General features: G+C 70.2%; 29 protein-coding genes. 2 read left to right on the forward strand and 27 right to left on the reverse strand.

Annotation, left to right across the window (positions count from 1 at the left end):
- Nucleotides 1-107: 107 nt before the first annotated feature.
- On the forward strand, nt 108-1,064 hold the full coding sequence (coaA, locus tag ABME02_RS14500; RefSeq protein WP_353816059.1) for a type I pantothenate kinase: 957 nt from the start codon (nt 108-110) through the stop codon (nt 1,062-1,064).
- A 47-nt stretch (nt 1,065-1,111) separates the two neighbouring features.
- Here coaA and glmM read toward each other — a convergent pair whose 3' ends face one another.
- From glmM to ABME02_RS14580, 16 genes are all read right to left on the reverse strand, one after another.
- Nucleotides 1,112-2,473 carry a phosphoglucosamine mutase gene (gene glmM, locus ABME02_RS14505; RefSeq protein WP_353816060.1) on the reverse strand — a complete coding sequence of 454 codons (1,362 nt, stop codon included), beginning with the start codon at nt 2,471-2,473 and terminating at the stop codon, nt 1,112-1,114.
- A gap of 15 nt (nt 2,474-2,488) precedes the next feature.
- Complete coding sequence (gene rpsI, locus ABME02_RS14510) at nt 2,489-2,971, reverse strand: 30S ribosomal protein S9 (protein WP_353816061.1); 483 nt, start codon at nt 2,969-2,971, stop codon at nt 2,489-2,491.
- Nucleotides 2,972-3,007: 36 nt separating this feature from the next.
- On the reverse strand, nt 3,008-3,454 hold the full coding sequence (gene rplM, locus ABME02_RS14515; RefSeq protein ID WP_129234477.1) for a 50S ribosomal protein L13: 447 nt from the start codon (nt 3,452-3,454) through the stop codon (nt 3,008-3,010).
- A gap of 137 nt (nt 3,455-3,591) precedes the next feature.
- Nucleotides 3,592-4,485, reverse strand: a complete 894-nt coding sequence (locus ABME02_RS14520) for a tRNA pseudouridine synthase A (protein ID WP_353816062.1) — start codon at nt 4,483-4,485, stop codon at nt 3,592-3,594.
- A 111-nt stretch (nt 4,486-4,596) separates the two neighbouring features.
- Complete coding sequence (gene rplQ / locus ABME02_RS14525) at nt 4,597-5,145, reverse strand: 50S ribosomal protein L17 (protein WP_353816063.1); 549 nt, start codon at nt 5,143-5,145, stop codon at nt 4,597-4,599.
- A 46-nt stretch (nt 5,146-5,191) separates the two neighbouring features.
- Nucleotides 5,192-6,178, reverse strand: a complete 987-nt coding sequence (locus tag ABME02_RS14530; protein WP_353816064.1) for a DNA-directed RNA polymerase subunit alpha — start codon at nt 6,176-6,178, stop codon at nt 5,192-5,194.
- A 176-nt stretch (nt 6,179-6,354) separates the two neighbouring features.
- Complete coding sequence (rpsK, locus tag ABME02_RS14535; protein ID WP_092668574.1) at nt 6,355-6,753, reverse strand: 30S ribosomal protein S11; 399 nt, start codon at nt 6,751-6,753, stop codon at nt 6,355-6,357.
- Nucleotides 6,754-6,785: 32 nt separating this feature from the next.
- Entirely contained in the window at nt 6,786-7,166 is a 381-nt protein-coding gene (gene rpsM / locus ABME02_RS14540; protein WP_155052812.1) for a 30S ribosomal protein S13, read from the reverse strand.
- A gap of 132 nt (nt 7,167-7,298) precedes the next feature.
- Nucleotides 7,299-7,412 (reverse strand): 50S ribosomal protein L36, encoded by a 114-nt coding sequence (gene rpmJ, locus ABME02_RS14545; protein ID WP_056734976.1) that lies wholly within the window; start codon nt 7,410-7,412, stop codon nt 7,299-7,301.
- A 70-nt stretch (nt 7,413-7,482) separates the two neighbouring features.
- Complete coding sequence (infA, locus tag ABME02_RS14550) at nt 7,483-7,704, reverse strand: translation initiation factor IF-1 (RefSeq protein ID WP_011186713.1); 222 nt, start codon at nt 7,702-7,704, stop codon at nt 7,483-7,485.
- A gap of 149 nt (nt 7,705-7,853) precedes the next feature.
- Complete coding sequence (locus tag ABME02_RS14555; RefSeq protein ID WP_353816065.1) at nt 7,854-9,002, reverse strand: mannitol-1-phosphate 5-dehydrogenase; 1,149 nt, start codon at nt 9,000-9,002, stop codon at nt 7,854-7,856.
- On the reverse strand, nt 8,999-9,439 hold the full coding sequence (locus tag ABME02_RS14560) for a PTS mannitol transporter subunit IIA (RefSeq protein WP_353816066.1): 441 nt from the start codon (nt 9,437-9,439) through the stop codon (nt 8,999-9,001). The genes ABME02_RS14555 and ABME02_RS14560 overlap by 4 nt, the downstream gene beginning before the upstream one ends.
- Before the next feature lie 163 nt (nt 9,440-9,602).
- Nucleotides 9,603-11,135, reverse strand: coding sequence for a PTS mannitol transporter subunit IIBC (locus tag ABME02_RS14565; protein WP_353816067.1), 1,533 nt, complete (start codon nt 11,133-11,135; stop codon nt 9,603-9,605).
- Between the two features lie 18 nt (nt 11,136-11,153).
- Nucleotides 11,154-12,839 (reverse strand): phosphoenolpyruvate--protein phosphotransferase, encoded by a 1,686-nt coding sequence (gene ptsP, locus ABME02_RS14570; protein WP_353816068.1) that lies wholly within the window; start codon nt 12,837-12,839, stop codon nt 11,154-11,156.
- A 42-nt stretch (nt 12,840-12,881) separates the two neighbouring features.
- Entirely contained in the window at nt 12,882-13,148 is a 267-nt protein-coding gene (locus ABME02_RS14575) for an HPr family phosphocarrier protein (RefSeq protein WP_353816069.1), read from the reverse strand.
- A gap of 91 nt (nt 13,149-13,239) precedes the next feature.
- The gene (locus tag ABME02_RS14580) at nt 13,240-13,548 is read right to left on the reverse strand and encodes a PTS sugar transporter subunit IIB (RefSeq protein ID WP_353816070.1); all 309 of its coding nucleotides are present in this window, start codon (nt 13,546-13,548) and stop codon (nt 13,240-13,242) included.
- Nucleotides 13,549-13,777: 229 nt separating this feature from the next.
- Between ABME02_RS14580 and ABME02_RS14585 the strand changes: the two genes are divergently transcribed.
- A complete protein-coding gene (locus ABME02_RS14585; RefSeq protein WP_353816071.1) occupies nt 13,778-15,679 on the forward strand; it encodes a BglG family transcription antiterminator in 1,902 nt (633 codons plus the stop codon).
- A gap of 42 nt (nt 15,680-15,721) precedes the next feature.
- Here ABME02_RS14585 and map read toward each other — a convergent pair whose 3' ends face one another.
- From map to rplX, 11 genes are all read right to left on the reverse strand, one after another.
- Complete coding sequence (gene map, locus ABME02_RS14590) at nt 15,722-16,549, reverse strand: type I methionyl aminopeptidase (RefSeq protein WP_353816072.1); 828 nt, start codon at nt 16,547-16,549, stop codon at nt 15,722-15,724.
- A 12-nt stretch (nt 16,550-16,561) separates the two neighbouring features.
- Entirely contained in the window at nt 16,562-17,197 is a 636-nt protein-coding gene (locus tag ABME02_RS14595) for an adenylate kinase (protein ID WP_353816073.1), read from the reverse strand.
- The gene (secY, locus tag ABME02_RS14600) at nt 17,194-18,516 is read right to left on the reverse strand and encodes a preprotein translocase subunit SecY (RefSeq protein ID WP_353816074.1); all 1,323 of its coding nucleotides are present in this window, start codon (nt 18,514-18,516) and stop codon (nt 17,194-17,196) included. Before secY ends, ABME02_RS14595 begins: the two co-directional genes overlap by 4 nt.
- Nucleotides 18,517-18,633: 117 nt before the next feature.
- On the reverse strand, nt 18,634-19,281 hold the full coding sequence (gene rplO, locus ABME02_RS14605) for a 50S ribosomal protein L15 (protein ID WP_353816075.1): 648 nt from the start codon (nt 19,279-19,281) through the stop codon (nt 18,634-18,636).
- On the reverse strand, nt 19,281-19,466 hold the full coding sequence (gene rpmD, locus ABME02_RS14610) for a 50S ribosomal protein L30 (protein WP_155842500.1): 186 nt from the start codon (nt 19,464-19,466) through the stop codon (nt 19,281-19,283). The genes rplO and rpmD overlap by 1 nt, the downstream gene beginning before the upstream one ends.
- Nucleotides 19,466-20,161 (reverse strand): 30S ribosomal protein S5, encoded by a 696-nt coding sequence (rpsE, locus tag ABME02_RS14615; protein ID WP_353816076.1) that lies wholly within the window; start codon nt 20,159-20,161, stop codon nt 19,466-19,468. The genes rpmD and rpsE overlap by 1 nt, the downstream gene beginning before the upstream one ends.
- Entirely contained in the window at nt 20,158-20,517 is a 360-nt protein-coding gene (rplR, locus tag ABME02_RS14620) for a 50S ribosomal protein L18 (protein ID WP_154346537.1), read from the reverse strand. Before rplR ends, rpsE begins: the two co-directional genes overlap by 4 nt.
- A 2-nt stretch (nt 20,518-20,519) precedes the next feature.
- Nucleotides 20,520-21,056, reverse strand: a complete 537-nt coding sequence (gene rplF / locus ABME02_RS14625; RefSeq protein WP_353816077.1) for a 50S ribosomal protein L6 — start codon at nt 21,054-21,056, stop codon at nt 20,520-20,522.
- Nucleotides 21,057-21,060: 4 nt separating this feature from the next.
- The gene (gene rpsH / locus ABME02_RS14630) at nt 21,061-21,459 is read right to left on the reverse strand and encodes a 30S ribosomal protein S8 (RefSeq protein WP_129233342.1); all 399 of its coding nucleotides are present in this window, start codon (nt 21,457-21,459) and stop codon (nt 21,061-21,063) included.
- Between the two features lie 166 nt (nt 21,460-21,625).
- Nucleotides 21,626-22,219 (reverse strand): 50S ribosomal protein L5, encoded by a 594-nt coding sequence (rplE, locus tag ABME02_RS14635; protein ID WP_353816078.1) that lies wholly within the window; start codon nt 22,217-22,219, stop codon nt 21,626-21,628.
- A complete protein-coding gene (gene rplX, locus ABME02_RS14640; protein WP_353816079.1) occupies nt 22,219-22,578 on the reverse strand; it encodes a 50S ribosomal protein L24 in 360 nt (119 codons plus the stop codon). The genes rplE and rplX overlap by 1 nt, the downstream gene beginning before the upstream one ends.
- Nucleotide 22,579 lies beyond the last annotated feature (1 nt).

Consider the following 22,579-nt stretch of genomic DNA (forward strand, 5'->3'; position numbering starts at 1 on the left):
ACTGGGCGACTGCCGGGCGCCCCGGAGTCCCTCGGGCGGGCCCCCGAACGGCCCCGACGACCCGCGACGGCGGCAGCGTGCCGCGCGCGGCGCACTAGACTGTGCCGGTGCCCGATCCGCAGAGCCCGTCGACGCACACGCCGCAGATCTCCCCGTTCGTCGAACTCGACCGCGCCTCATGGGCGGCGCTCGCGCCGTCCATGCCGTCGCCCCTCCGCGAGACCGAGATCGTGCAGCTCCGGGGCCTCGGCGAACCGCTCGACCCTCGCGAGGTCTCCGAGGTGTACCTGCCGCTCAGCCGGCTGCTGAACCTCTACGTCGGCGGCACCAAGGCGCTGCACGAGGTCACGAGCACGTTCCTCCGCGAGCGCTTCGAGTCGACGCCGTTCGTGATCGGCGTCGCCGGCTCGGTGGCGGTCGGCAAGTCGACGATCGCGCGGCTGCTCCGCGAGCTGCTCGCACGGTGGGAGCACACGCCCCGCGTCGAGCTGGTGACGACCGACGGATTCCTCTACCCGAACGCCGAGCTCGAGCGCCGTGGCCTCATGGCGCGCAAGGGGTTCCCCGAGTCCTACGATCGGCGCGCGCTGCTGCGATTCGTGAGCGACGTCAAGGCCGGCGCGCCTGAGGTTCGATCCCCCTTCTACTCGCACCTCGCCTACGACATCGTCCCCGACGCCCAGATCACGGTGCGGCGACCCGACGTGCTCATCATCGAGGGGCTCAACGTCCTCCAGCCGCCCGGGCCGGGGCACCGCCTCGCGGTCAGCGACCTGTTCGACTTCACGATCTACGTCGACGCGCGCACGCGCGACATCGCCCGGTGGTACGAGGACCGATTCCTGAAGCTCCAGCGCGGTGCGTTCTCGAACCCGCGCTCCTACTTCCACCGCTATGCGAGCCTCACCGAGGACGAGGCGCGCGCGCGGGCGCGCTCGATCTGGCAGTCGATCAACGAGCCGAACCTGCTGCAGAACATCCGGCCGACCAGGTCTCGCGCGTCGCTGGTCCTCCGGAAGGACGCCGACCACACGGTCTCCAGCGTGCTGCTCCGCAAGCTCTGACGGCGCGCTCCGCGCCGCAGACCGGACCGGCGGAGCCGCGAGCCGACTCAGCGCGTGAGGCGCTCCCGCACGACCTCGGCGAGCCGGTTCGCGTGCGCGTCGGCATCGGCCTGGTCTGCGGCCTCGACCATGACGCGCACCATCGGTTCCGTGCCCGAGGGGCGCAGCAGCACCCGGCCGGTGTCGCCGAGCTCCGCCTCGACCTCGCGCACCGCCTCGGCGATGACCGCGTCGTCGGCGAGGCCGTGGTGGTCGATGTCGCGCACGTTCACGAGGACCTGCGGGTAGACGGTCATGACCGACGCGAGCTCGGCCAGGGACTTCCCGGTGCGGGCCATCTCGGCCACGAGGTGGAGCCCGGTGAGCACGCCGTCCCCGGTCGTGGCGAACTCCGTCATGATGACATGGCCGGACTGCTCGCCGCCGAGCGCGTAGCCGCCCGAGGTGAGCGCTTCGAGCACGTAGCGGTCGCCGACCTTGGTCTCGATCACGCGGATGCCGCGATCGGCCATCGCGCGCTTCAGCCCGAGGTTCGACATCACGGTCACCACGAGCGTGTCGTCGGTGAGCATGCCGCGCTCGTGCATCGAGACGGCGAGGATCGCCATGATGCGGTCGCCGTCGATCACGCGGCCGTCGGCATCGATCGCGAGGCACCGGTCGGCGTCGCCGTCGTGCGCGATGCCGATGTCGGCGCCGTGCTCCAGCACCGACTGCTGGAGGAACTCGAGGTGGGTCGAGCCGACGCCGTCGTTGATGTTCATGCCGTCGGGGTCGGCACCGATCACGATCACCTCGGCCCCCGCGTCGCGGAAGGTCTCGGGCGACACGCCGGCGGCAGCGCCGTGCGCGCAGTCGAGGACGACCTTGAGCCCGTCGAGCCGGGCGGGAAGGGTGCCGAGCAGGTGGACGACGTAGCGGTCCTCGGCGTCCGCGAAGCGTCGGATGCGACCGACGCCGTCGCCGGTCGGGGCGAGCTTCTGCTTGCCGAGGTAGGACTCGATGCGGTCCTCGACCTCGTCGGGCAGCTTCGTGCCGCCGAACGAGAAGAACTTGATCCCGTTGTCGGGAGCCGGGTTGTGCGACGCCGAGATCATCACGCCGAAGTCGGCGGCGATGCTGTCGATCAGGAAGGCCGTCGCGGGCGTCGGGATGACGCCGGCGTCGAGCACGTCGACGCCGGAGCTGGCGAGACCGGCCGAGACCGCGGCGGTCAGGAACTCGCCCGAGACGCGGGGGTCGCGGGCGACGATCGCCACCGGCCGGCGGCCGGCGGCACGCAGTTCGTCGGCGTGACGTCCCTGCGTGAGGACGGCCGCAGCCGCCTGGGCGAGGCCCAGGGCCAGGTCAGCCGTGAGTTCACGGTTGGCCAGGCCCCGGACCCCGTCGGTTCCGAAGAGCCGAGGCATCCAGGGATCCGAAGACTAGCGCTTCGAGAACTGGGGCGCCTTGCGGGCCTTCTTGAGACCGGCCTTCTTGCGCTCGATGACGCGGGCGTCACGCGTGAGGAAGCCGGCCTTCTTGAGGGTCGGACGGTTGTTCTCGCGGTCGATCTCGTTGAGCGCACGGGCGATCGCGAGGCGGAGCGCACCGGCCTGGCCCGAGGGGCCGCCGCCGGTGATGCGCGCGATCACGTCGTACGAGCCCGTGAGCTCGAGCACGGTGAACGGGTCGGTGATGAGCTGCTGGTGGAGCTTGTTCGGGAAGTAGTCCGCGAACTCACGGCCGTTGACCGTGATGGTGCCCGCACCCGGCACGACGCGCACGCGCGCGATGGCCTGCTTGCGGCGGCCGACGGCCGCGCCCGAGACGTTCAGCACGGGGCGCGCCGCGGGGGCGGCGGCCGGAGCCGACTCGGTGGTGTAGCTCTCAGGAGCCTGGTCGATCTGGTCTGCGATCTTCGCCATGGTGGTGTCTGAGTCCTTTTTCGCTGTGCGCCGGGCTTACTGGGCGACCTGGGTGAGGGTGTACGGCTTCGGCTGCTGGGCCGCGTGCGGGTGCTCCGGGCCGGCGTAGACCTTCAGCTTCTTGATCTGGGCGCGGCCGAGCGAGTTCTTCGGCAGCATGCCGCGGATCGCCTTCTCGACGGCGCGGACCGGGTTCTTCTCGAGGAGCTCGGCGTAGCCGACGGCCTTGAGGCCACCCGGGTAGCCGGAGTGGCGGTAGGCCTTCTTCTGCTCGAGCTTCTGGCCGGTGAGGGCCACCTTGCCGGCGTTGACGATGATGACGAAGTCGCCGGTGTCGACGTGGTTGGCGAAGATCGCCTTGTGCTTGCCGCGGAGGATCGAGGCGGCGTGGCTCGCGAGCCGGCCGAGCACGATGTCGGTGGCGTCGATGACGACCCAGTCGCGCTGGATCTCGTTCGCCTTCGGGGTGTAGGTGCGCGTCACAGTAGTGCTGCTTTCTGATCGAGTGAGGGGTTCGTGAATCCCGCTCCGGTGGGGGTTCTCCCGCGATGCGGGTGGAACGCTCCGGTGGAGGGCTCAACATCGGGTACCGGCGCAGTCGACGGCACCAAAGGGAAATCTTAGCCGACGACCCCGTCCACGTGCAATTCACGGCGCGCCCGCGTCTGCTCGGCGCGAGCGGCGAGCTCCTCGTCTGCCGGGTAACCGACCTCGGTGAGCGTGAGCCCCTTGGCGGGGAGGACCTTGAAGGCGCTCGTGCGCTCGCGGGCCGCCATGAGCGCCGCGGGCCCCGAGACGTCCAGGCGCCCCTCGCCCACCGCGAGGCACGCGCCGACGAGCGCCCGAACCATCGAATGGCAGAAGGCGTCGGCCTGGAGCGAGGCGACGAGCACGCCGTCGGCGTCGCGGCGCCAGCGGTACGACTGGAGCGTGCGGATCGTCGTCGCCTCGTCTCGCGGCTTGCAGAACGCCGCGAAGTCGCCGAGGCCCAGGAGCGTCTGCGCCGCCACGTCCATCGAGTCGGCGTCGAGGGCGCGCGGATACCACACGGTCCGATGCCGCTGGAGCGGGTCGCGCTCCGCCCCGAGGTCGGCGATCCGGTACGCGTAGCGGCGCCAGACCGCCGAGAAGCGCGCGTCGAAGCCGTCGGGCGCCCGGCGCGCCGCGCGGACGACGAGGTCGTCGTCCGACGAACCCAGGATGCCGGTGAGCCTGCGGACCAGCACGGCGTACGGGTCGACGGCCCGGTCATCCGTCGCGTCGCCGCGCCTCGGGCGGGTGACCGCCTCGAACGCGTCGGATTCGACGTCGATGTGGGCCACCTGCCCCCTGGCGTGCACGCCCGCGTCGGTCCGGCCGGCCACCACCAGTCGCGGCGCTGCCCCCTCCCGGCGGAACAGGGTCGCCAGCGCCGCCTCGAGCACGCCCTGCACCGTGCGCAGCGCGGGTTGCCGGCTCCATCCGGCGAACCCCGTCCCCTGGTACGCGAGGTCCAGTCGGATCCGCAGCGTCATCCGTGTGCTCCCACGCAGGCAAGCCTACGGGTGTGCATCGCACGCATGCCGCGAATGCACGGAACCCCCGCAGCGAGCGCTGCGGGGGTTCCGGGTGCGTGGTGCGCGGGGCTACTTCGCCTCGGCCGCATCGGTCTCCTCGGCGGGGGCCTCGGCCGACTCCTCCGACGCCTCGGCGCCGGCGGCCTCGTCGACCGCGGCCTCGGCCTCGGTCACCTCGGCCTCGGGCGTCTCGACCGGAGCCTCCTCGGCGGGCGCCTCGTCGGCGGCCGCGGGCTTCGCGGCGCGCTGCTTCGGCTGGACCGGCTCGAGCACGAGCTCGATCACGGCCATGGGCGCGTTGTCGCCCTTGCGGTTGCCGATCTTGGTGATGCGGGTGTAGCCGCCCTCACGGTCGGCGACCTGGGGCGCGATGACCGCGAACAGCTCGTGCACGACCGACTTGTCGCCGATGACGGCGAGCACGCGGCGACGCGCGTGCAGGTCGCCGCGCTTGGCGAACGTGACCAGGCGCTCGGCGAACGGACGAAGGCGCTTCGCCTTGGTCTCGGTCGTGGTGATCCGCTTGTGCGTGAACAGCGCAGCGGCGAGGTTCGCGAGCAGCAGGCGCTCGTGCGCGGGTCCGCCTCCGAGGCGGGGGCCCTTCGTGGGCTTCGGCATGGTTCGTTATCTCCAGTGGTGTGGGGTTGGTGCGGCCCGTGGCCTGCTAGTTCTCGTCGTCGAAGCCCGTGTAGAAGTGGGCGCCGTCGAAGCCGGGGACCGAGTCCTTGAGCGAGAGGCCCATCTCGGTGAGCTTGTCCTTGACCTCATCCACCGACTTCTGGCCGAAGTTGCGGATGTTCATCAGCTGCGACTCCGACAGGGCCACGAGCTCGGACACCGTGTTGATGCCCTCGCGCTTGAGGCAGTTGTAGGAGCGGACCGACAGGTCGAGGTCCTCGATCGGGATCGACAGCTCGCTCGAGAGCACGGCGTCGACCGGCGCGGGGCCGATCTCGATGCCCTCGGCCGCGCTGTTGAGCTCACGGGCGAGGCCGAACAGCTCGACGAGCGTGCGACCGGCCGAGGCGATCGCGTCGCGCGGCGAGATCGCCGCCTTGGTCTCGACGTCGACCACGAGGCGGTCGAAGTCGGTGCGCTCACCGGCACGCGTGGCCTCGACGCGGTAGGTGACCTTCAGGACCGGCGAGTAGATCGAGTCGACCGGGATCTGGCCGGCCTCGGAGTACTCGTTGCGGTTCTGGCTGGCCGAGACGTACCCGCGGCCGCGCTCGATCGTGAGCTCGAGCTCGAACTTCGCCGAGTCGTTGAGCGTCGCGATGACCAGCTCGGGGTTGTGCACCTCGACACCCGCAGGGGCGGAGATGTCGGCGGCGGTGACCTCGCCCGAGCCCTGCTTGCGCAGGTAGGCCGTGATCGGCTCGTCGTGCTCGCTGGAGACGACCAGGTTCTTGATGTTGAGGATGATCTCGGTGACATCCTCCTTCACGCCCGGGACGGTCGAGAACTCGTGGAGCACGCCGTCGATGCGGATGCTCGTCACGGCGGCGCCGGGGATCGAGGAGAGGAGGGTGCGACGGAGCGAGTTCCCCAGGGTGTAACCGAAGCCCGGCTCGAGGGGCTCGATCACGAAACGCGAACGGAACTCCGAGATGTTCTCTTCGGTGAGCGTCGGACGCTGTGCGATCAGCACGGTGTGATTCCTTTCGGCAGGGTGTCCGCTATATGACACCTGCGAGTTCGAGGATCTTGAGTTGTTGAGAGAACGGTGGCCCGGTGGTCGAGTAGCGACCGGCGCAGCCGGGCGCGTATCGAGACCGTGCGATCTCGATACGGCCTGCGGCCTACTCGATCACCGGGGACGGAGAACTAGACGCGGCGACGCTTCGGCGGGCGGCAGCCGTTGTGCGCCTGCGGCGTCACGTCGTTGATGCTGCCGACCTCGAGGCCTGCGGCCTGGAGCGAGCGGATCGCGGTCTCGCGGCCCGAGCCGGGGCCCTTGACGAAGACGTCGACCTTCTTCATGCCGTGCTCCTGCGCCTGGCGGGCGGCCGACTCGGCGGCGAGCTGCGCGGCGAACGGGGTCGACTTGCGCGAGCCCTTGAAGCCGACGCCACCGGAGGAGGCCCAGCTGATCACGGCACCGGTCGTGTCGGTGATCGACACGATGGTGTTGTTGAACGTCGACTTGATGTGGGCCTGGCCCACGGCGATGTTCTTCTTTTCCTTCTTGCGCGGCTTGCGAGTAGCCGCCTTGGGTGCTGCCATTGTCGAAATCTCCTAGATCTTGGCGCGAGCGGTTACTTGCGGCCGGGCTTCTTCTTGCCGGCGACGGTGCGCTTCGGGCCCTTGCGGGTACGAGCGTTGGTCTTGGTGCGCTGACCACGGACCGGGAGGCCGCGGCGGTGGCGGAGACCCTCGTACGAGCCGATCTCGACCTTGCGGCGGATGTCGGCGGCGACCTCGCGGCGGAGGTCGCCCTCGACCTTGTAGGTCCCCTCGATGTGGTCGCGGAGTGCGACGAGCTGCTCGTCGCTGAGGTCCTTGACGCGGATGTTCCCGTCGATGCCGGTCGCGGTGAGCGTCTCCAGCGCGCGGGTACGGCCGACGCCGTAGATGTAGGTCAGTGCGATCTCCACGCGCTTCTCGCGCGGGATGTCGACTCCTGCCAGACGTGCCATGGTGGCTTCTCCTGTTGGATGTGTGGAGGTGTGGAGCACTTCCGGTGCCTCGGCCTCCGTCCGAGGGTGTCCCCCGCGCCCTGAGGGCGCGGGTTCATGGAAGTGCCGGTATGCAGTTGCGTCGGCGCGGGACTAGCCCTGGCGCTGCTTGTGGCGCGGGTTCTCGCAGATCACCATGACGCGGCCGTGGCGGCGGATGACCTTGCACTTGTCGCAGATGCGCTTGACGCTGGGGTTGACCTTCACAGTCGTTGTTCCTTTTTTCGCTGTCCTCGTACCCGCGGGGTGCCGCAGGTCGTTACTTTCCGACAGGCCCCTACTTGTAGCGGTAGACGATGCGGCCGCGGGTCAGGTCGTACGGGCTCAGCTCCACGATCACGCGGTCCTCGGGGAGGATGCGGATGTAGTGCTGGCGCATCTTTCCGGAGATGTGGGCGAGCACCTTGTGCCCGTTGGTCAGCTCCACCCGGAACATCGCGTTCGGGAGTGCCTCGATGACCGAGCCTTCGATCTCGATGACGCCGTCTTTCTTGGCCATAGCCTCACTATCGCTTGGAGTTTGGGTTGTCGGTCGTGCGATGATGATGCACGACCTCGGCAGGCCATCGGGCATGCCGAAGCGGGCGTGCAAAACACCAAGGGTCAACTATAGGCGAATCGGTCGGGATTCGCCAGTCGGGCCGCGTGTCAGCTTGCAGTCCGCCGCGCGACGACCTCGACGAGGCGATCGTGCAGCGGATGCCCCGGCTCGATCCCGCACACCTCGCGCACGAACGTCGCCGCGACATCCGTGCCCAGCCGCTCCTGCAGCTCGACGCTCTCGGGGTCGGCCGGCACGTCGAACCCGAGCGCCGCCTCGACGGCGGCGAGCAGCGCGTCGACCGGCAGTCCGCGCTCCGCGAGTTCGGCCGCCGGCGCGATGAAGCGCTCACGGCGCGAGAGCTTGCGCAGCGGCTGGCGCCCGACGCGCTCGACGGTGTCGGGCAGGCCCTCGTTGCGGAAGCGCCCCAGGATGACCTCGCGGTACTCGGCCATCTCCCCCGCGCCGAACCCGTGCTTGGCGACGATGAGGGCGGAGGTCTCGTGGAGCACCTGCTCGACGCGCTCGGCGACGGACGGGTCGGCGAGGGCCTCGGCGATGCGCGTGTGCCCGGCGAGGAAGCCGAAGTACGCCGTCGACGCGTGCCCAGTGTTCACGGTGAAGAGCTTCCGCTCGATGTACGGACCCAGTCGATCGACGAAGTGCGCGCCCGGGATCACGGGAGGCGCATCGCCGAACGGCGGCTCCTCGATCGCCCATTCCGAGAACGTCTCGACCGTCACGTCGAGACCGGCGCCCTCGGGCTGGCCGGGCACGATACGATCGACGGCCGTGTTCGCGAACACCGCACGGCGCTCCAGCGCCAGCCACTCGTCGGGCCCCGCCAGGTGCCGGGTCTCCTCGCGGAGGAGGCTCGTCGCGTCGATCGCGTTCTCGCACGCCATGACCGCGAGCGGGGGCGCATCGGGCGAGCGGTCGCGCAGCGCCTGCAGCACGTGCGGCGCGATGAAGCGGAGGATGTTCGGACCGACCGCCGTCGTGAGCACGTCGGCGTCGGCGAGCTCGGCGGCGAGCGCCGCGGCATCCGTCTGCGAGTTCACCGCGCGGTACCGGTCGACGACGAGGTCGCGCGCGCCGACGCCGACCTCGTGCACCGTGTAGTGGTCCGATTCCGCGAGGGCGTCGATGAGCTCGGCGTTCACGTCGGCGAAGACGACCTCGTAGCCGGCGTCGTGCAGCAACAGCCCGATGAAGCCGCGGCCGATGTTGCCGGCGCCGAAGTGGACGGCCTTCACGAGTCGTTCACCTCGGAGAGCAGTGCGACGAGCTCATCCGACGAGCCGGCCGCGAGGAGCTTTCCGACCTCGTCCTCGTCGGAGAAGATGATCGCGATCTTCGAGAGGATCTCGAGGTGCTCGTCGCCGATGCCCGCGATGCCGACCACGAATCGCGCCTCCTCGCCGCCCCAGTCGATGGGCTCGTCGTATCGGATGAAGGAGAGCGCCGAGCGGAGGATCTGGTCCTTCGCCTCGTTGGTGCCGTGCGGGATGGCGAGCCAGTTGCCCATGTACGTCGAGACGCTGCCCTCGCGCTCGAGCATGGAGTCGACGTACTCGGGGCGCACCGCGCCCGCCTCGACGAGGATCGCGCCCGCGGCGCGGATCGCCTCCTCGCGGCTCGCAGCGGCAGGGGCCAGGCGGACGTCGCCGGGCGACAGGATCTGGTCGGTCATGGAGTGCTCCTACTTCCTCATCGCGTCTTCGTGGTCGGGTCGGTCGGGCGTGTCCGGTCGGCGGCCGCGCGGGCCCGGGTGGCGGATGACGCGACCGCCCGAGCCGCGGCCGTCGCGTGATGCGGGGCCGCGACCCGGGCGTCGCGTCATCCGGTGGAGTTCGTCAGCGGACGCCCTCCGATTCCAGCAGGTTCACGATCTCGTCGTACTTCGGCGAGTTCATGAAGTTCTCGACGGAGACGTGGAGCGCACTCGGCGACTGGAGCTTCGCCCGCTCGGTCAGGTCCTGGTGCGTGATGACCAGGTCGACGTCGTCGCTCAGGTTGGCGATCGCCTTGTTGGTGACCGTCACGCTGTCGATTCCGGCCTTCTTGATCTTGTTGCGCAGGACCGTCGCGCCCATCGCGCTCGAGCCCATGCCCGCGTCGCACGCGAAGATGATCGAGTGGATCGGCTTGTGCTCGAACGCCGCCTGCTCGCCCTCGGCGATCAGGCCGGCACCGGCCGCGACGCCCTCGGCCTGCAGGCCGGAGAGCACGCTCGACTCCTTGCCCTTGTTCGCCTGCGTCTGCGCGATCGCCGCCGACAGGTCGCCGGCGTTCTCCTTCTCGAGGTCGCGCTTGCGGCTCGCCCGGAGGATGATCGCGGAGATCACGAACGACACCGTCGCGGCGAGGACCACCGAGAGGATGACGCCGACGTAGCTGTCCGACGCGGTCTGGATCAGCACCGCGAAGATGCTGCCCGGCGCTGCGGGGGCGCGCAGGCCGCTGGAGAACAGCACGTTCGTCGCGACGCCGGTCATGCCGCCCGCGATCGCGGCGATGATGAGCAGCGGCTTCATCAGCACGTACGGGAAGTAGATCTCGTGGATGCCACCCAGGAACTGGATGATGATCGCTCCCGGGGCGCTCGCACGGGCGAGGCCCACGCCGAAGATCGCGAACGCGAGCAGGATGCCGAGGCCGGGGCCGGGGTTCGCCTCGATGAGGAACAGGATCGACTTGCCGGTCTCCTCCGACTGCTGCACGCCGAGCGGCGTGAACACGCCGTGGTTGATGGCGTTGTTCAGGAACAGGACCTTGCCGGGCTCGACGAGGATCGACACGAGCGGCAGCAGGCCCGCGAGGACCAGCCAGTTGACCGCGGCCTCGAGGCCGTTGCTGACCGCGGTAACGGCCGGCGCGAACGCGTAGAAGCCGACGAGGGCGAGCAGCATGCCGACGATGCCGGCGGAGAAGTTGTTGACCAGCATCTCGAAGCCGGCCTTGATCTTGCCCTCCCACAGGCGGTCGATCTGCTTCATGACCCAGGCCGCGAGCGGGCCCATGATCATGGCGCCGATGAACATCGGGATGCCCGCGCCGACGATCACGCCGACGGTCGCGATGGTGCCGACGACACCGCCGCGGGTGTCGTAGACCATCCGGCCGCCCATGTTCGCGATGAGCAGCGGCAGCAGGTAGGTGATCATCGGACCGACGAGGCCGATGTTCTCCGTGCCGTCGGGACTCGGGAACCCGCCGATCTCGGGGATCGGGAAGGGCCCGACCTGGATGAACAGCGCGGTGATGAATCCCCAGGCGATGAATGCCGCGATGTTCGGCATGATCATGCCGCTGAGGAAGGTTCCGAAGCGCTGGACGGCGACTCGGGCTCCCCCGGGTCGCTTCGCCTCAGCTGACGTCGTCGTCATGATGCCTCCAGTGCTGGGTCACGGCACGGTCGTGCCGGTGGGGGTGGGTGCGGACTCGGCGGCCTGTTTCGCCGCCTGCTTCGCCTCGACCGCTCCCTCCGCGGCCAGGGCTGCCCGGGCGATGCGCTCGGCATCCTCCCGGGTGTACCGCGCGAGGGAGGCGCGGACGTCTGCGAGTGCCGACGGTGACATCGACAGGGTGGTGGCGCCGAGACCCACGAGCACCACGGCGAGGAGCGGGTCGGCCGCGGCCTCGCCGCAGATGCCCACCGGCTTGCCGAGGCGGCCGCCTGCGGCGCCGACCTCGGCGACCAGCCGCAGCACGGCCGGCGCCCACGGGTCCTGCAGGTTCGCGACCGTGCCGAGGAGCCGATCGGCGGCCATGGTGTACTGCGTCAGGTCGTTGGTGCCGATCGACGCGAAGTCGGCGACGCCGAGCACGCGATCGGCGATGAGCGCCGCGGACGGCGTCTCGACCATGACCCCGGCCGTCTTCAGGCCGAGTTCGCGGCAGAGGTCGGTGAAGTAGCGGGTCTCGTCGACGGTCGCGATCATCGGCGCCATGACCCAGAGGTCGGCGTCGGTCGCCGCATCCGCCGCGGCGAGGGCGGTCAGCTGCTCGCGCAGGATCACCTCGGCGTGCCGCAGGGCGCGGATGCCGCGGAGCCCGAGTGCCGGGTTCTCCTCCTCGGCGTCGTTGAGGAACGACAGCGGCTTGTCGGCTCCCGCGTCGAGCACGCGCACGACGACCTTCTTCCCGGGGAACGCCGACAGCATTCGCGTGTACTGGTCCTGCTGCTCGCGGACGCTCGGCGCGCGATCGGCGTCGAGGAAGAGGAACTCGGTGCGGAAGAGGCCCACGCCCTCGGCGCCGAGCTCGACCGCGTTCGCGGCGCCGTCGGCCGAGCCGAGGTTCGCCAGCAGTGGCACGGCCGTGCCGTCGGCGAGCGCGCCCGGCGTGATCGGCGCGGCGGCGCGCGCCGCGCGCTCGGCGATCCGCTCCTTGGCCGCCGCGACGGCGTCGGCGTCGGGCGACTGCACGACGACGTCGTTCTCGGCGTCGACGATCACGGTGTCGCCGTCGGCGAGGGCCGTGGCATCCGCCGTGCCGACCACCGCGACGATGGACTTCTCGCGGGCCAGGATCGCGGTGTGCGAGGTCGGGCCGCCGTCGATCGTGACGAGGCCGAGCACCTGCGTGAGGTCGAGCAGCGCCGTGTCGGCCGGCGCGAGGTCGCGGGCGACGAGCACGAACGGGTGTCCCGGGTTCGGCACGCCCGGCGCGGGCACCTTCAGCAGGTGCGCCACCACGCGCTGCGACACGTCGTCGAGGTCGGCGGCGCGTTCGCCCATGTAGCCGCCCATCGACGACAGCAGGTCGCGGAACGCGGCGAACGCCTCGAACACCGCGCGCTCGGCGGTCTTGCCGTCGGCGAGCCGCTTCACGACGTCGTCCATGAGGGTCGGGTCCTCGGCCATCATGGCCTGCGCCTCGAGCACGTCCTGCGCGGCGCCGCCGGCCTGGGCGCCCTTGCGCTGCAGGTCGTCCGCGACGACCGAGACCGACGCGCGGGCTCGCTCCTCCTCGCGGGCCGGGTCCAGGTGGCTCGGTCGATCCACCGGTTCCGGCAGTCGCTCGGACATCCGTACGACCGGTCCGACGGCCACGCCCTGGCCGATGCCGGTGCCTCTGAACTCCATCATTCGCCCTCCCGATTCGGTTCGATCGAGGACGGACGCTGCAGGCTACTCGTCGTGATCGGTGCTGAGCAGCTCGACGAGCTCGTCGAGCACGCGCTGCTCGTCGCCGCCGTCGACGGCCACGGTGACCTCGTCGCCGTGGTCGATGCCCTGCGCGATGACGGCGAGGATGCTCGCCGCATTGACCGGAGCGCCGCCCGCCTTCGCGATGGTGACACTCGATCCCGACCCTGCAGCGGCCTGCGTGAAGAGCTTGGCCGGCCTGGCGTGCAGTCCGTGGCTCGATCCGACTCGAACAGTGCGCTCCACCATGTCTCCGGCCTCCGTCGCTGGTGTCCGTTCCCGTCATCACCATAGACCCGTGCGGTCGCGCAGGGAACGGGGTTGCGCGGCGTGGGCGTGTTCATGCTCGGGCTCCGATGATCGCGATCGCGAGATCGAGGGCGGCGTCCCCGTCGAGCGCCCGGGTCTCGTCGGGCAGCACCGCGACCGGCACGGATGCCGCGATCGCGAGCTGCTCGAGCGAACCGAGTCGCGGCACGAGGTGCACGCCCACGAGCAGCGCGTCCGCGCCCTCGAGCGCGTCGGGGAGCGTCTGCTCGCCCGCCGCGCGGACGTCGGCCGCGATGCCCCGCGCCTCTGCCGCACGGCGGATGCGCAGCGCGGCGAACGTACTCGACGCTCCCGCTCCGCACACCACGACGATCCGCATCGTCGGCCTCCTCGCCGAGCCTGGCCCGGTCCTCTTCGATCGGTCACGGCGGATGCCGCGAACACCCCGAGTCTGCTCGCGCAGCGGCCCGGGCCGCCAACAGATCCGCTTCCGCACCCCCGGAAGATGCGTCGCAACCGCTCCCCCGTCCATCCGGCAGGTGGTTGACTGGGCTGCACCCGCCCGACGGACGTGCGCGTCGCGGTGGCGAGGATCGGAGCTGCCTGAGGTGTCGGAGAACTGGGAGCGTCTCGTCGAGGCCCTCGCGGACGACGACGCCGCGGTGACGGCCTCGCGCCTCGCCGACCGCCTCGGGGTCTCCGACCGGACGGTCCGCTCGTACGCCGCTCAGGCGAACCGCACGGGCGAGGTGGTGGTCGAGTCCGGCCCCGACGGCTACCGACTCGACCGGGCCGCGTGGGCGCGCGTGCTGCACGCGCGCTCCGTGGTCGCGGACGACGCCACTCCCGACGGACGGCGCGCCCGCCTCATCCGCGACCTCGTCGACGCCCGCGACGGGCTCGACGTGCACGAGGTGGCCTCGGGGGCGCACGTGAGCGAGTCCACGGTCGAGGCGGACCTCGGGCGGGTCCGCGCCCGCCTCCAGGGCACCGGCCTGGCACTCGAGCGGGAGGGCACCCTGGTGCGGCTCGTCGGCCCTGAGACCGCCATGCGTCGGCTCCTCGGGTCGCTCGTCCGCGAGGAGGGACGACGCGGCATCCGGGACCTGTCGTCGCTCCGCGCCGGCTTCCCGCCGATGGACGGCTTCCGCTCGTCGCTCGTCGCGGCGCTCCGGACGGCCGGGTACGCGCTCAACGAGTACGCGCTCGACGACGTGCTGCTGCACGTCGCGATCGCGCTCGATCGGGTGGGGCGCGATCGCGTGCTCGCCGCGACGGACGAGGCCGACCCATCCGCTCGGCCGTCCGGGCCCCCCTCCACCCCGTCGGTCGGAACGGCCGACGGACGGGGCGGCGATGCCACGCTCTCCGAGCTCGTCGACCGGCTCGTGCGCGCCGAGTTCGACGTGCACCTGCCGGACGCCGAACTCGACCACCTCGCGCGCCTCATCGGCACTCGCGTCGCGACGTCGCAGCACGGCCCGGCCCGCGAGGCCGTGGTGCGGGACATCGTGGGTCGCATCTCCCGGGAGTGGCTCGTCGAGCTCGGGGACGACCGCTTCATCGAGCGCCTGGCCCTGCACGTCGAGAACCTCGCTGCGCGTGCCGCCGAGCAGAGCTACTCGCGCAACCCCCTCACCTCCTCCATCAAGTCCTCGTATCCACTGATCTACGACCTCGCGGTCCACCTCGCGAGCGAACTCGCGCGCCTCGAGGGCATCTCGGCCAACGACGACGAGATCGCCTACCTCGCGATGCACATCGGCGCGCAGCTCGAGCGCACGCGGTCGCGGGGCGACGTGGTGCGCATCGTGGTCGACGTCCCCGAGTACCACGACGCCCGCACGCTGCTCGTCGACCGGTTGCGGGGCGCACTCGGCGACGAGGCGGATCTCGTCGAGGGCGACCCGGAGGAAGCGGACCTCGTGGTCGCCGTGCTCCCGCCCGAGTCTCCGCTGCCGGCGGTCGTCACGGTCGCACCGTTCCCCACCGCCGAGGACGTCGACCGCGTCCGTGCGGAGGTCGCCCGGCTGCGCCGGGGGCGCCGTCGTGCGCGGCTCGCGTCGACGCTGTCGCACTCGATCGGACCCGACCTGTTCGTGCGCGGCGTGGGCGGCCGGGATCGCGAATCGGTGATCCGGCTGCTCGGCGAGCGGCTCATCGAGGCAGGGGTCATCGACGACGCGTACGTCGAGGGCGCGCTCGAGCGCGAGCGCATGTCCTCGACGGCGTTCACCGACCTGCTCGCGGTACCGCACGCCATGACCATGACCGCGTCGCGCAGCGCGATCGCCATCGCGATCGACGAACGGGCGATCGAGTGGGGCGACGCCAACGTGCACGTCGTCGCGCTCATCGCGTTCGCCGAGGACGGCCGCGCCGAGTTCCAGTCCGTGTTCGACCAGTTCGTCGAGGCCTTCTCCGAGCCCGAGAACGTGCGCCGCCTCGTCCGCGGCGCGACGGACTACCCGGGCCTGCTCGCCGAGCTCTCGGGCCTCATGTCCTCGTGACGGGTGCCGTGCCGCGGGTGACGGATGCCGCGCCGCGCCGCATCACGCGATCGGCACGGGTCGCACGCCGAACGGTGCGAGTGACTCCGCACCGCCGTCCGGCGCGGTGAGGACCCAGATCCCGTCGGCGTGCACGGCCACGCTGTGCTCCACGTGGGCGCCGTCGCCACCGTCGGCGGTCGCGACGGTCCACCCGTCGTCGCGGACGAACGTCGCCGGGCCCCCCGAGGTGATCATCGGCTCGATCGCGACCACGAGGCCCGGACGCACGCGCGGGCCGCGGCCGCGCACCGAGTGGTTGTAGACCGACGGGTCCTCGTGCATCGACAAGCCGATGCCGTGGCCGCCGTAGCCCTCGAGGATCCCGAAGTCGCCCGACGCCTCGATCGAGGCCTCGATCGCCTCGCCCACCTCGTTCAGGTGCCGGGCCGAGGCGAGCGCGGCGATGCCCGCCCAGAGCGACCGGTCGGCCGCGGCGGCGAGCTGCTCGCGGGCGAGCACCAGGTCGGGGCGGGTGGGATCGGGAAGGACGACGGTGAACGCGGCGTCGCCGTTCCATCCGTCGATCTCGGCGCCGCCGTCGACCGACACGATATCGCCGGGACGGAACGGCCGGTCGCCCGGGATGCCGTGCACCACGTCGTCATCGACCGACACGCAGAGCGCGTGCCGGTAGCCGGGGACGAGGCGGAAGTTCGAGCGGCCGCCGTGCGCGAGGATGACCGCGTCGGCGGCGGCATCGAGGTCGAGCGGGGTCGCCCCGACCACGAGCCGCTCGCGGGCCGCAGCGAGCAGGGCCGCGGTCGCCTCGCCGGCGGGCACCATCGCGCGGAGCTCGGCCGGCGTCTTGAGCTTCAGTCGGCCGAACACCTCGCGGCCCGGCTACGCGACGCCGGCGCTGTGACGGGCCGCGCCGTCGCCGTCGGCCTGCAGGCCGCGCTCGGCGAGCGCCGCGAAGATCCGCGCCGTGACCTCGTCGAGCGTGCCGACGCCGTCGATGTGGACGACGAGGTCGTGCTCGCGGTACACGTCGAGGATCGGCGCCGTCTCGCGCTCGTAGATCGCGAGGCGGTTCGCGATGACCTCTTCGGTGTCATCCGTGCGCCCCTGGTCGATCGCACGCTGGCGGAGCCGGGTGATCGACTCCTCGCGCGGGACCACGAGTTCGATGACCGCGTCGAGCGACTCGCCGCGACCCGACAGGAACGCCTCGAGGTCGTCGACCTGGCCGCGGTTGCGCGGGTACCCGTCGAGGAGGAAGCCGCTCGCGGCATCCGGCTGCTCGAGGCGGTCGCGGACCAGTTCGCTCGTCAGCTCGTCGGGCACGAGGTCGCCGGCCTCGATGATGGCCTGGACGCGCTTGCCGAGCTCGGTGCCGCCCTTCACGTTCTCGCGGAAGATGTCGCCCGTGGCGACCTGCGGGACACCGAACGCCTCGGCGACGAGCACGCCCTGCGTGCCCTTGCCGGAGCCCTGCGGGCCGACGATGAGGAATCGGGCGGAGGCGGTCTGCGTCATCGGAGGAGTCCTTCGTAGTGGCGCTGCTGGAGCTGGGCGTCGATCTGCTTCACGGTCTCGAGGCCGACGCCGACGATGATGAGGATCGACGCGCCGCCGAACGGGAAGTTCTGGTTCGCACCGAACCATGAGAACGCGACGAGCGGCAGCAGAGCGATGAGGCCGAGGTAGATCGAGCCCGGGAGCGTGATGCGCGTGAGCACGTAGTCGAGGTACTCGGCGGTCGGGCGACCCGCGCGGATGCCGGGGATGAAGCCGCCGTACTTCTTCATGTTCTCCGCGACCTCGTCGGGGTTGAACGTGATCGCGACGTAGAAGTACGTGAACCCGACGATGAGCAGGAAGTACAGGAGCATGTAGAGCGGGTGGTCGCCCTGCGTCAGGTAGTTCGTGATCCACACGACCCACGCCTGCGGCTCCTCGCCGGCGGCAGGCTGGTTGAACTGCGCGATGAGCGCGGGGAGGTACAGCAGCGACGACGCGAAGATGACGGGCACGACGCCGGCCATGTTCACCTTGATCGGGATGTACGTGTTGTTGCCGCCGTAGGTGCGGCGTCCGACCATCCGCTTGGCGTACTGCACCGGCACGCGCCGCTGCGACTGCTCGACGAAGACGACCGCCACGACGACGAGGAGGCCGATTCCGAGCACGAGTGCGAACACGTCCCAGCCGCGCGCGACGCCGATCGCCCAGAGCGACGTCGGGAAGGTCGCGGCGATCGAGGTGAAGATGAGCAGCGACATGCCGTTGCCGACGCCGCGCTCGGTGACGAGCTCGCCCATCCACATGATGAGGCCGGTGCCGGCGGTCATCGTGACGACCATGAGCAGGATCGCGTACCAGGCGTCGTTCGTGATGAGCTGCGAGCACGCGGGGTCGGAGTTCGCCGGGAAGAGCGCGCCCGAGCGGGCGACCGTGATGAGCGTGGTCGACTGGAGGACGCCGAGCGCGATCGTGAGGTAGCGCGTGTACTGCGTGAGGCGGGCCTGGCCGGACTGCCCTTCCTTGTACAGGGTCTCGAAGTGGGGGATGACCACGCGCAGCAGCTGGACGATGATCGACGCCGTGATGTAGGGCATGATGCCCAGCGCGAAGATCGACAGCTGGAGGAGCGCGCCGCCGGAGAAGAGGTTGACGAGCTCGTAGAGGCCGGAGGCACCCTGGTTCGCCGCCAGGCACTGCTGGACGTTGCCGAAGTCCACGAACGGCGCCGGGATGAACGAGCCGAGGCGGAACAGGGCGATGATGCCCAGCGTGAAACCGATCTTCCGGCGAAGGTCGGGGGTGCGGAAGATCCGCCCGATGGCGTTGAACACTCGTCCTCCTGTTACTGACGCCGCAGTCAGTATGAATGCGGCTCGAGCCTGTCGAGACCCCCGTGAATCATACGCGAGGTCCCGACAGGCTCGAATTCCGTGTGTGGTGCAGCGGCCTTACTTGACCGAACCGCCGGCGGCGACGATCTTCTGCTCGGCGGAGCCGGAGACCTTGTCGACCTCGACGTTGAGCTTCACCTGGATGTCGCCGTTGCCGAGCACCTTGACGCGCTCGTTCTTGCGGACGGCACCCTTCGCCACCAGGTCGGCGACGGTGACGTCGCCGCCCTTCGGGTAGAGCTCGGCGAGCTTCTCGAGGTTGACCACCTGGTACTCGACGCGGAACGGGTTCTTGAAGCCGCGGAGCTTCGGCGCACGCATGTGGTACGGAAGCTGGCCGCCCTCGAAGCCGGGGCGCACGGTGTTGCGGGCCTTGGTGCCCTTCGTGCCGCGACCGGCGGTCTTGCCCTTCGAACCCTCACCGCGTCCGACGCGGGTCTTGTCCTTCTTGGCACCCGGAGCCGGGCGCAGGTGGTGCACCTTGAGGACCGGCTCGCGCACGACGTCCTCGGACTCCTTCTTGGCCGGGGCCTTCTTCGCCGGAGCCTTCTTCGCGGGAGCCTTCTCGGCCTTCGCGTCGTCCGACTTGGCGGCGGCGGCCTTGGCCGGGGCCTTCTTCTCGGCAGCCGGCTTGGCGGCGGCCTTCTTCGCGGGAGCCTTCTTCGGGGTCTCCTCGGCGGCGACGTCCTTCTTCTCGTCAGCCATTAGTCGATCTCCTCAACCTTCACGAGGTGAGCGACCGTGTTCACGTAGCCGCGCACCTGGGGGGTGTCCTCGCGAACGACGCTCTGGCCGATCTTCTTGAGACCGAGGCTGCGCAGCGTGTCGCGCTGGTTCTGCTTCTCGCTCACCTTGGACTTGATCTGGGTCACCTTGAGCTGCTTGGCCATCAGGCACCTGCCTTCGCTGCTGCGGCGGCCTCGGCCGCCTGGGCCTCGGCACGCAGCAGGCGGGCCGGCACGACCTCGTCGTAGTCGAGGCCACGACGTGCGGCGACGGCGCGCGGCTCCTCGAGCTGCTTCAGCGCCTCGACCGTGGCGTGCACGATGTTGATGGTGTTCGACGAGCCGAGCGACTTGCTCAGGACGTCGTGGATGCCGGCGCACTCGAGCACGGCGCGGACCGGACCACCGGCGATGACACCGGTACCGGGGCCGGCCGGGCGCAGGAGCACGACACCGGCGGCCGCCTCGCCCTGGACGGGGTGCGGGATCGACGAGCCGACGCGGGGGACGCGGAAGAAGTTCTTCTTCGCCTCCTCGACGCCCTTCGAGATCGCGGTCGGCACCTCGCGCGCCTTGCCGTAGCCGACGCCGACGAGACCGTTGCCGTCACCCACGACGACGAGCGCCGTGAAGCTGAAGCGACGGCCGCCCTTGACGACCTTCGACACGCGGTTGATGGTGACGACGCGCTCGAGGAACTGGCTCTTCTCGGCGTCGCGCTCGCGACGGTCGCGGCCCTGGCCGCGGTCGCGGCCGCCACGGCGGCCCTCGCGCTCGTTGCGCGGCGGCTCCGAGGAAGCTGCCGTCTCGACGGGTGCCTCTGCGGCCACGTCGGTCTCCTTCACAGTGTTCTCGCTCACAGGCTCAGTCCTGCCTCTCGCGCTCCGTCGGCGATCGCGGCGACGCGACCGGCGTACTTGTTGCCGCCGCGGTCGAACACAACCGCGTCGACGCCGGCCTGCTTCGCGCGCTCGGCGACGAGCTCGCCGACCTTCTTCGCCTTGGCGGTCTTGTCACCCTCGAACGCACGGAGGTCGGCCTCCATGGTCGAGGCGGATGCCACGGTGTGGCCCTTGCTGTCGTCGACGACCTGCACGAAGACGTGGCGGGCCGAACGCGTCACCACGAGACGGGGACGCAGCTCGGTGCCGACGATCTTCTTGCGAAGCCGGGTGTGGCGGCGCGAACGCGCAGCCGACTTGCTCTTGACGGCCATGATTACTTACCAGCCTTTCCGGCCTTGCGACGCACGACCTCGCCGGCGTAGCGGATGCCCTTGCCCTTGTAGGGCTCGGGCTTCTTGATCTTGCGGATGTTGGCGGCGGTCTCACCGACGGCCTGCTTCGAGATGCCCGAGACGGTGATCTTGTTGTTGCCCTCGACCGTCAGCGTGATGCCGGCGGGCGGCTCGACGGTCACCGGGTGCGAGAAGCCGAGCGCGAACTCGACCGAGCTGCCCTTCTGCGCGACGCGGTACCCGGTGCCGACGATCTCGAGGCCCTTGGAGTAGCCCTGGGTGACGCCGATGATGTCGTTGGCGATGAGGCTGCGGGTGAGGCCGTGCAGCGAGCGCGACTCGCGCTCGTCGTCGGGGCGGGTGACGAGGACCTGGTTGTCCTCGACCTTGACCTCGATGGGCTGAGCGACGGTGAGTGCGAGCTCGCCCTTCGGGCCCTTCACGGTGACGGCGCGGCCGTCGACCTTGACGTCGACACCGGCGGGGATGTCGATGGGAAGTCGTCCGATTCGTGACATGGAACTACCACACGTAGGCGAGGACTTCCCCACCCACGCCCTTCTTCTCGGCCTGGCGGTCCGTCAGCAGACCGCTGGAAGTGGACAGGATCGCGACGCCGAGGCCGCCGAGCACCTTGGGGATCTCGGTCGACTTCGCGTAGACGCGGAGGCCGGGCTTGGACACCCGCTTGATGCCCGCGATCGAACGCTCGCGGTTGGGGCCGAACTTGAGCTGCAGCGTGAGCGTCTTGCCCACGCGCGCGTCGGCGACCTCGAAGCCCGAGATGTAGCCCTCGGACTTGAGGATCTCGGCGATGTGCCCCTTGAGCTTGGAGTGCGGCATCGACACGGTGTCGTGGTGCGCGGAGTTGGCGTTGCGCAGGCGCGTCAGCATGTCAGCGACCGGGTCGGTCATCGTCATGACAATGGTTCCTTACGTTCACCAGGTTTCAGGACCCGTTACACGGGGACTGACCTGTGGTGGTGGCGGATCGCGGTTGCGAACCGCCGCATGCCGGTGCCGGCGGGGCCTCGGATGGCTCCGAGACCCGCCGGCGCTGGCACAAACTCGTAGAGTCTACTACGAACTACTGGGCGGACTCGTTCGACTTGAACGGGAAGCCGAGCGCCTTGAGCAGCGCGCGACCCTCGTCGTCGGTCTTGGCGGTGGTCACCACGGTGATGTCCATGCCGCGGACGCGGTCGATCTTGTCCTGGTCGATCTCGTGGAACACCGACTGCTCCGTGAGGCCGAACGTGTAGTTGCCGGTGCCGTCGAACTGCTGGTCCGAGAGGCCGCGGAAGTCGCGGATTCGGGGCAGTGCGAGCGAGAGCAGGCGGTCGAGGAACTCCCACATGCGGTCGCCGCGCAGCGTGACGTGCGCGCCGATCGGCTGGCCCTCGCGGAGCTTGAACTGCGCGATGGACTTGCGGGCCTTGGTGACCTGCGGCTTCTGGCCGGTGATCTTGGTGAGGTCGGCGATGGCGCCGTCGATGACCTTGCCATCGCGCGCGGCCTCGCCGACACCCATGTTGACGACGATCTTCGTCAGGCCCGGGACCTGGTGCGGGTTGGTGTACCCGTTCGCCTCGGTCAGGGCCGCGGTGATGTCGGCCTTGTACTTCTGCTTGAGGCGCGGCTGGATCTTGCCAGCCGGCGCGGCAGTCGCGGTGTCAGTCATTACAGGTCCTTACCTGACTTCTTGGCGTAGCGGACGCGGACCGTCTTCTCGACGCCGTCCTTGGTGACCGTCTCGGTGCGGAAGCCGACGCGGGTCGGCTTCTTGCTCTCCGGGTCGACGATCGCGACGTTCGACACGTGGATCGGGGCCTCGTGGGTCTCGATGCCGCCGGTCTTGGAGCCGCGCTGGGTCTGGCCGACGCGCACGTGCTTGGTGACGTAGTTCACGCCCTCGACCACGACGCGGTTCTGGTCGACCAGGACCTCGATGACGCGACCCTGCTTGCCGCGGTCGCCGCCGCGGGCCTGGCTGCGGCCCGAGATGACCTCGACGAGGTCGCCCTTCTTGATCTTGGCCATG

It is taken from the genome of Agromyces zhanjiangensis (assembly GCF_040496055.1).
Taxonomy (GTDB): domain Bacteria; phylum Actinomycetota; class Actinomycetes; order Actinomycetales; family Microbacteriaceae; genus Agromyces; species Agromyces zhanjiangensis.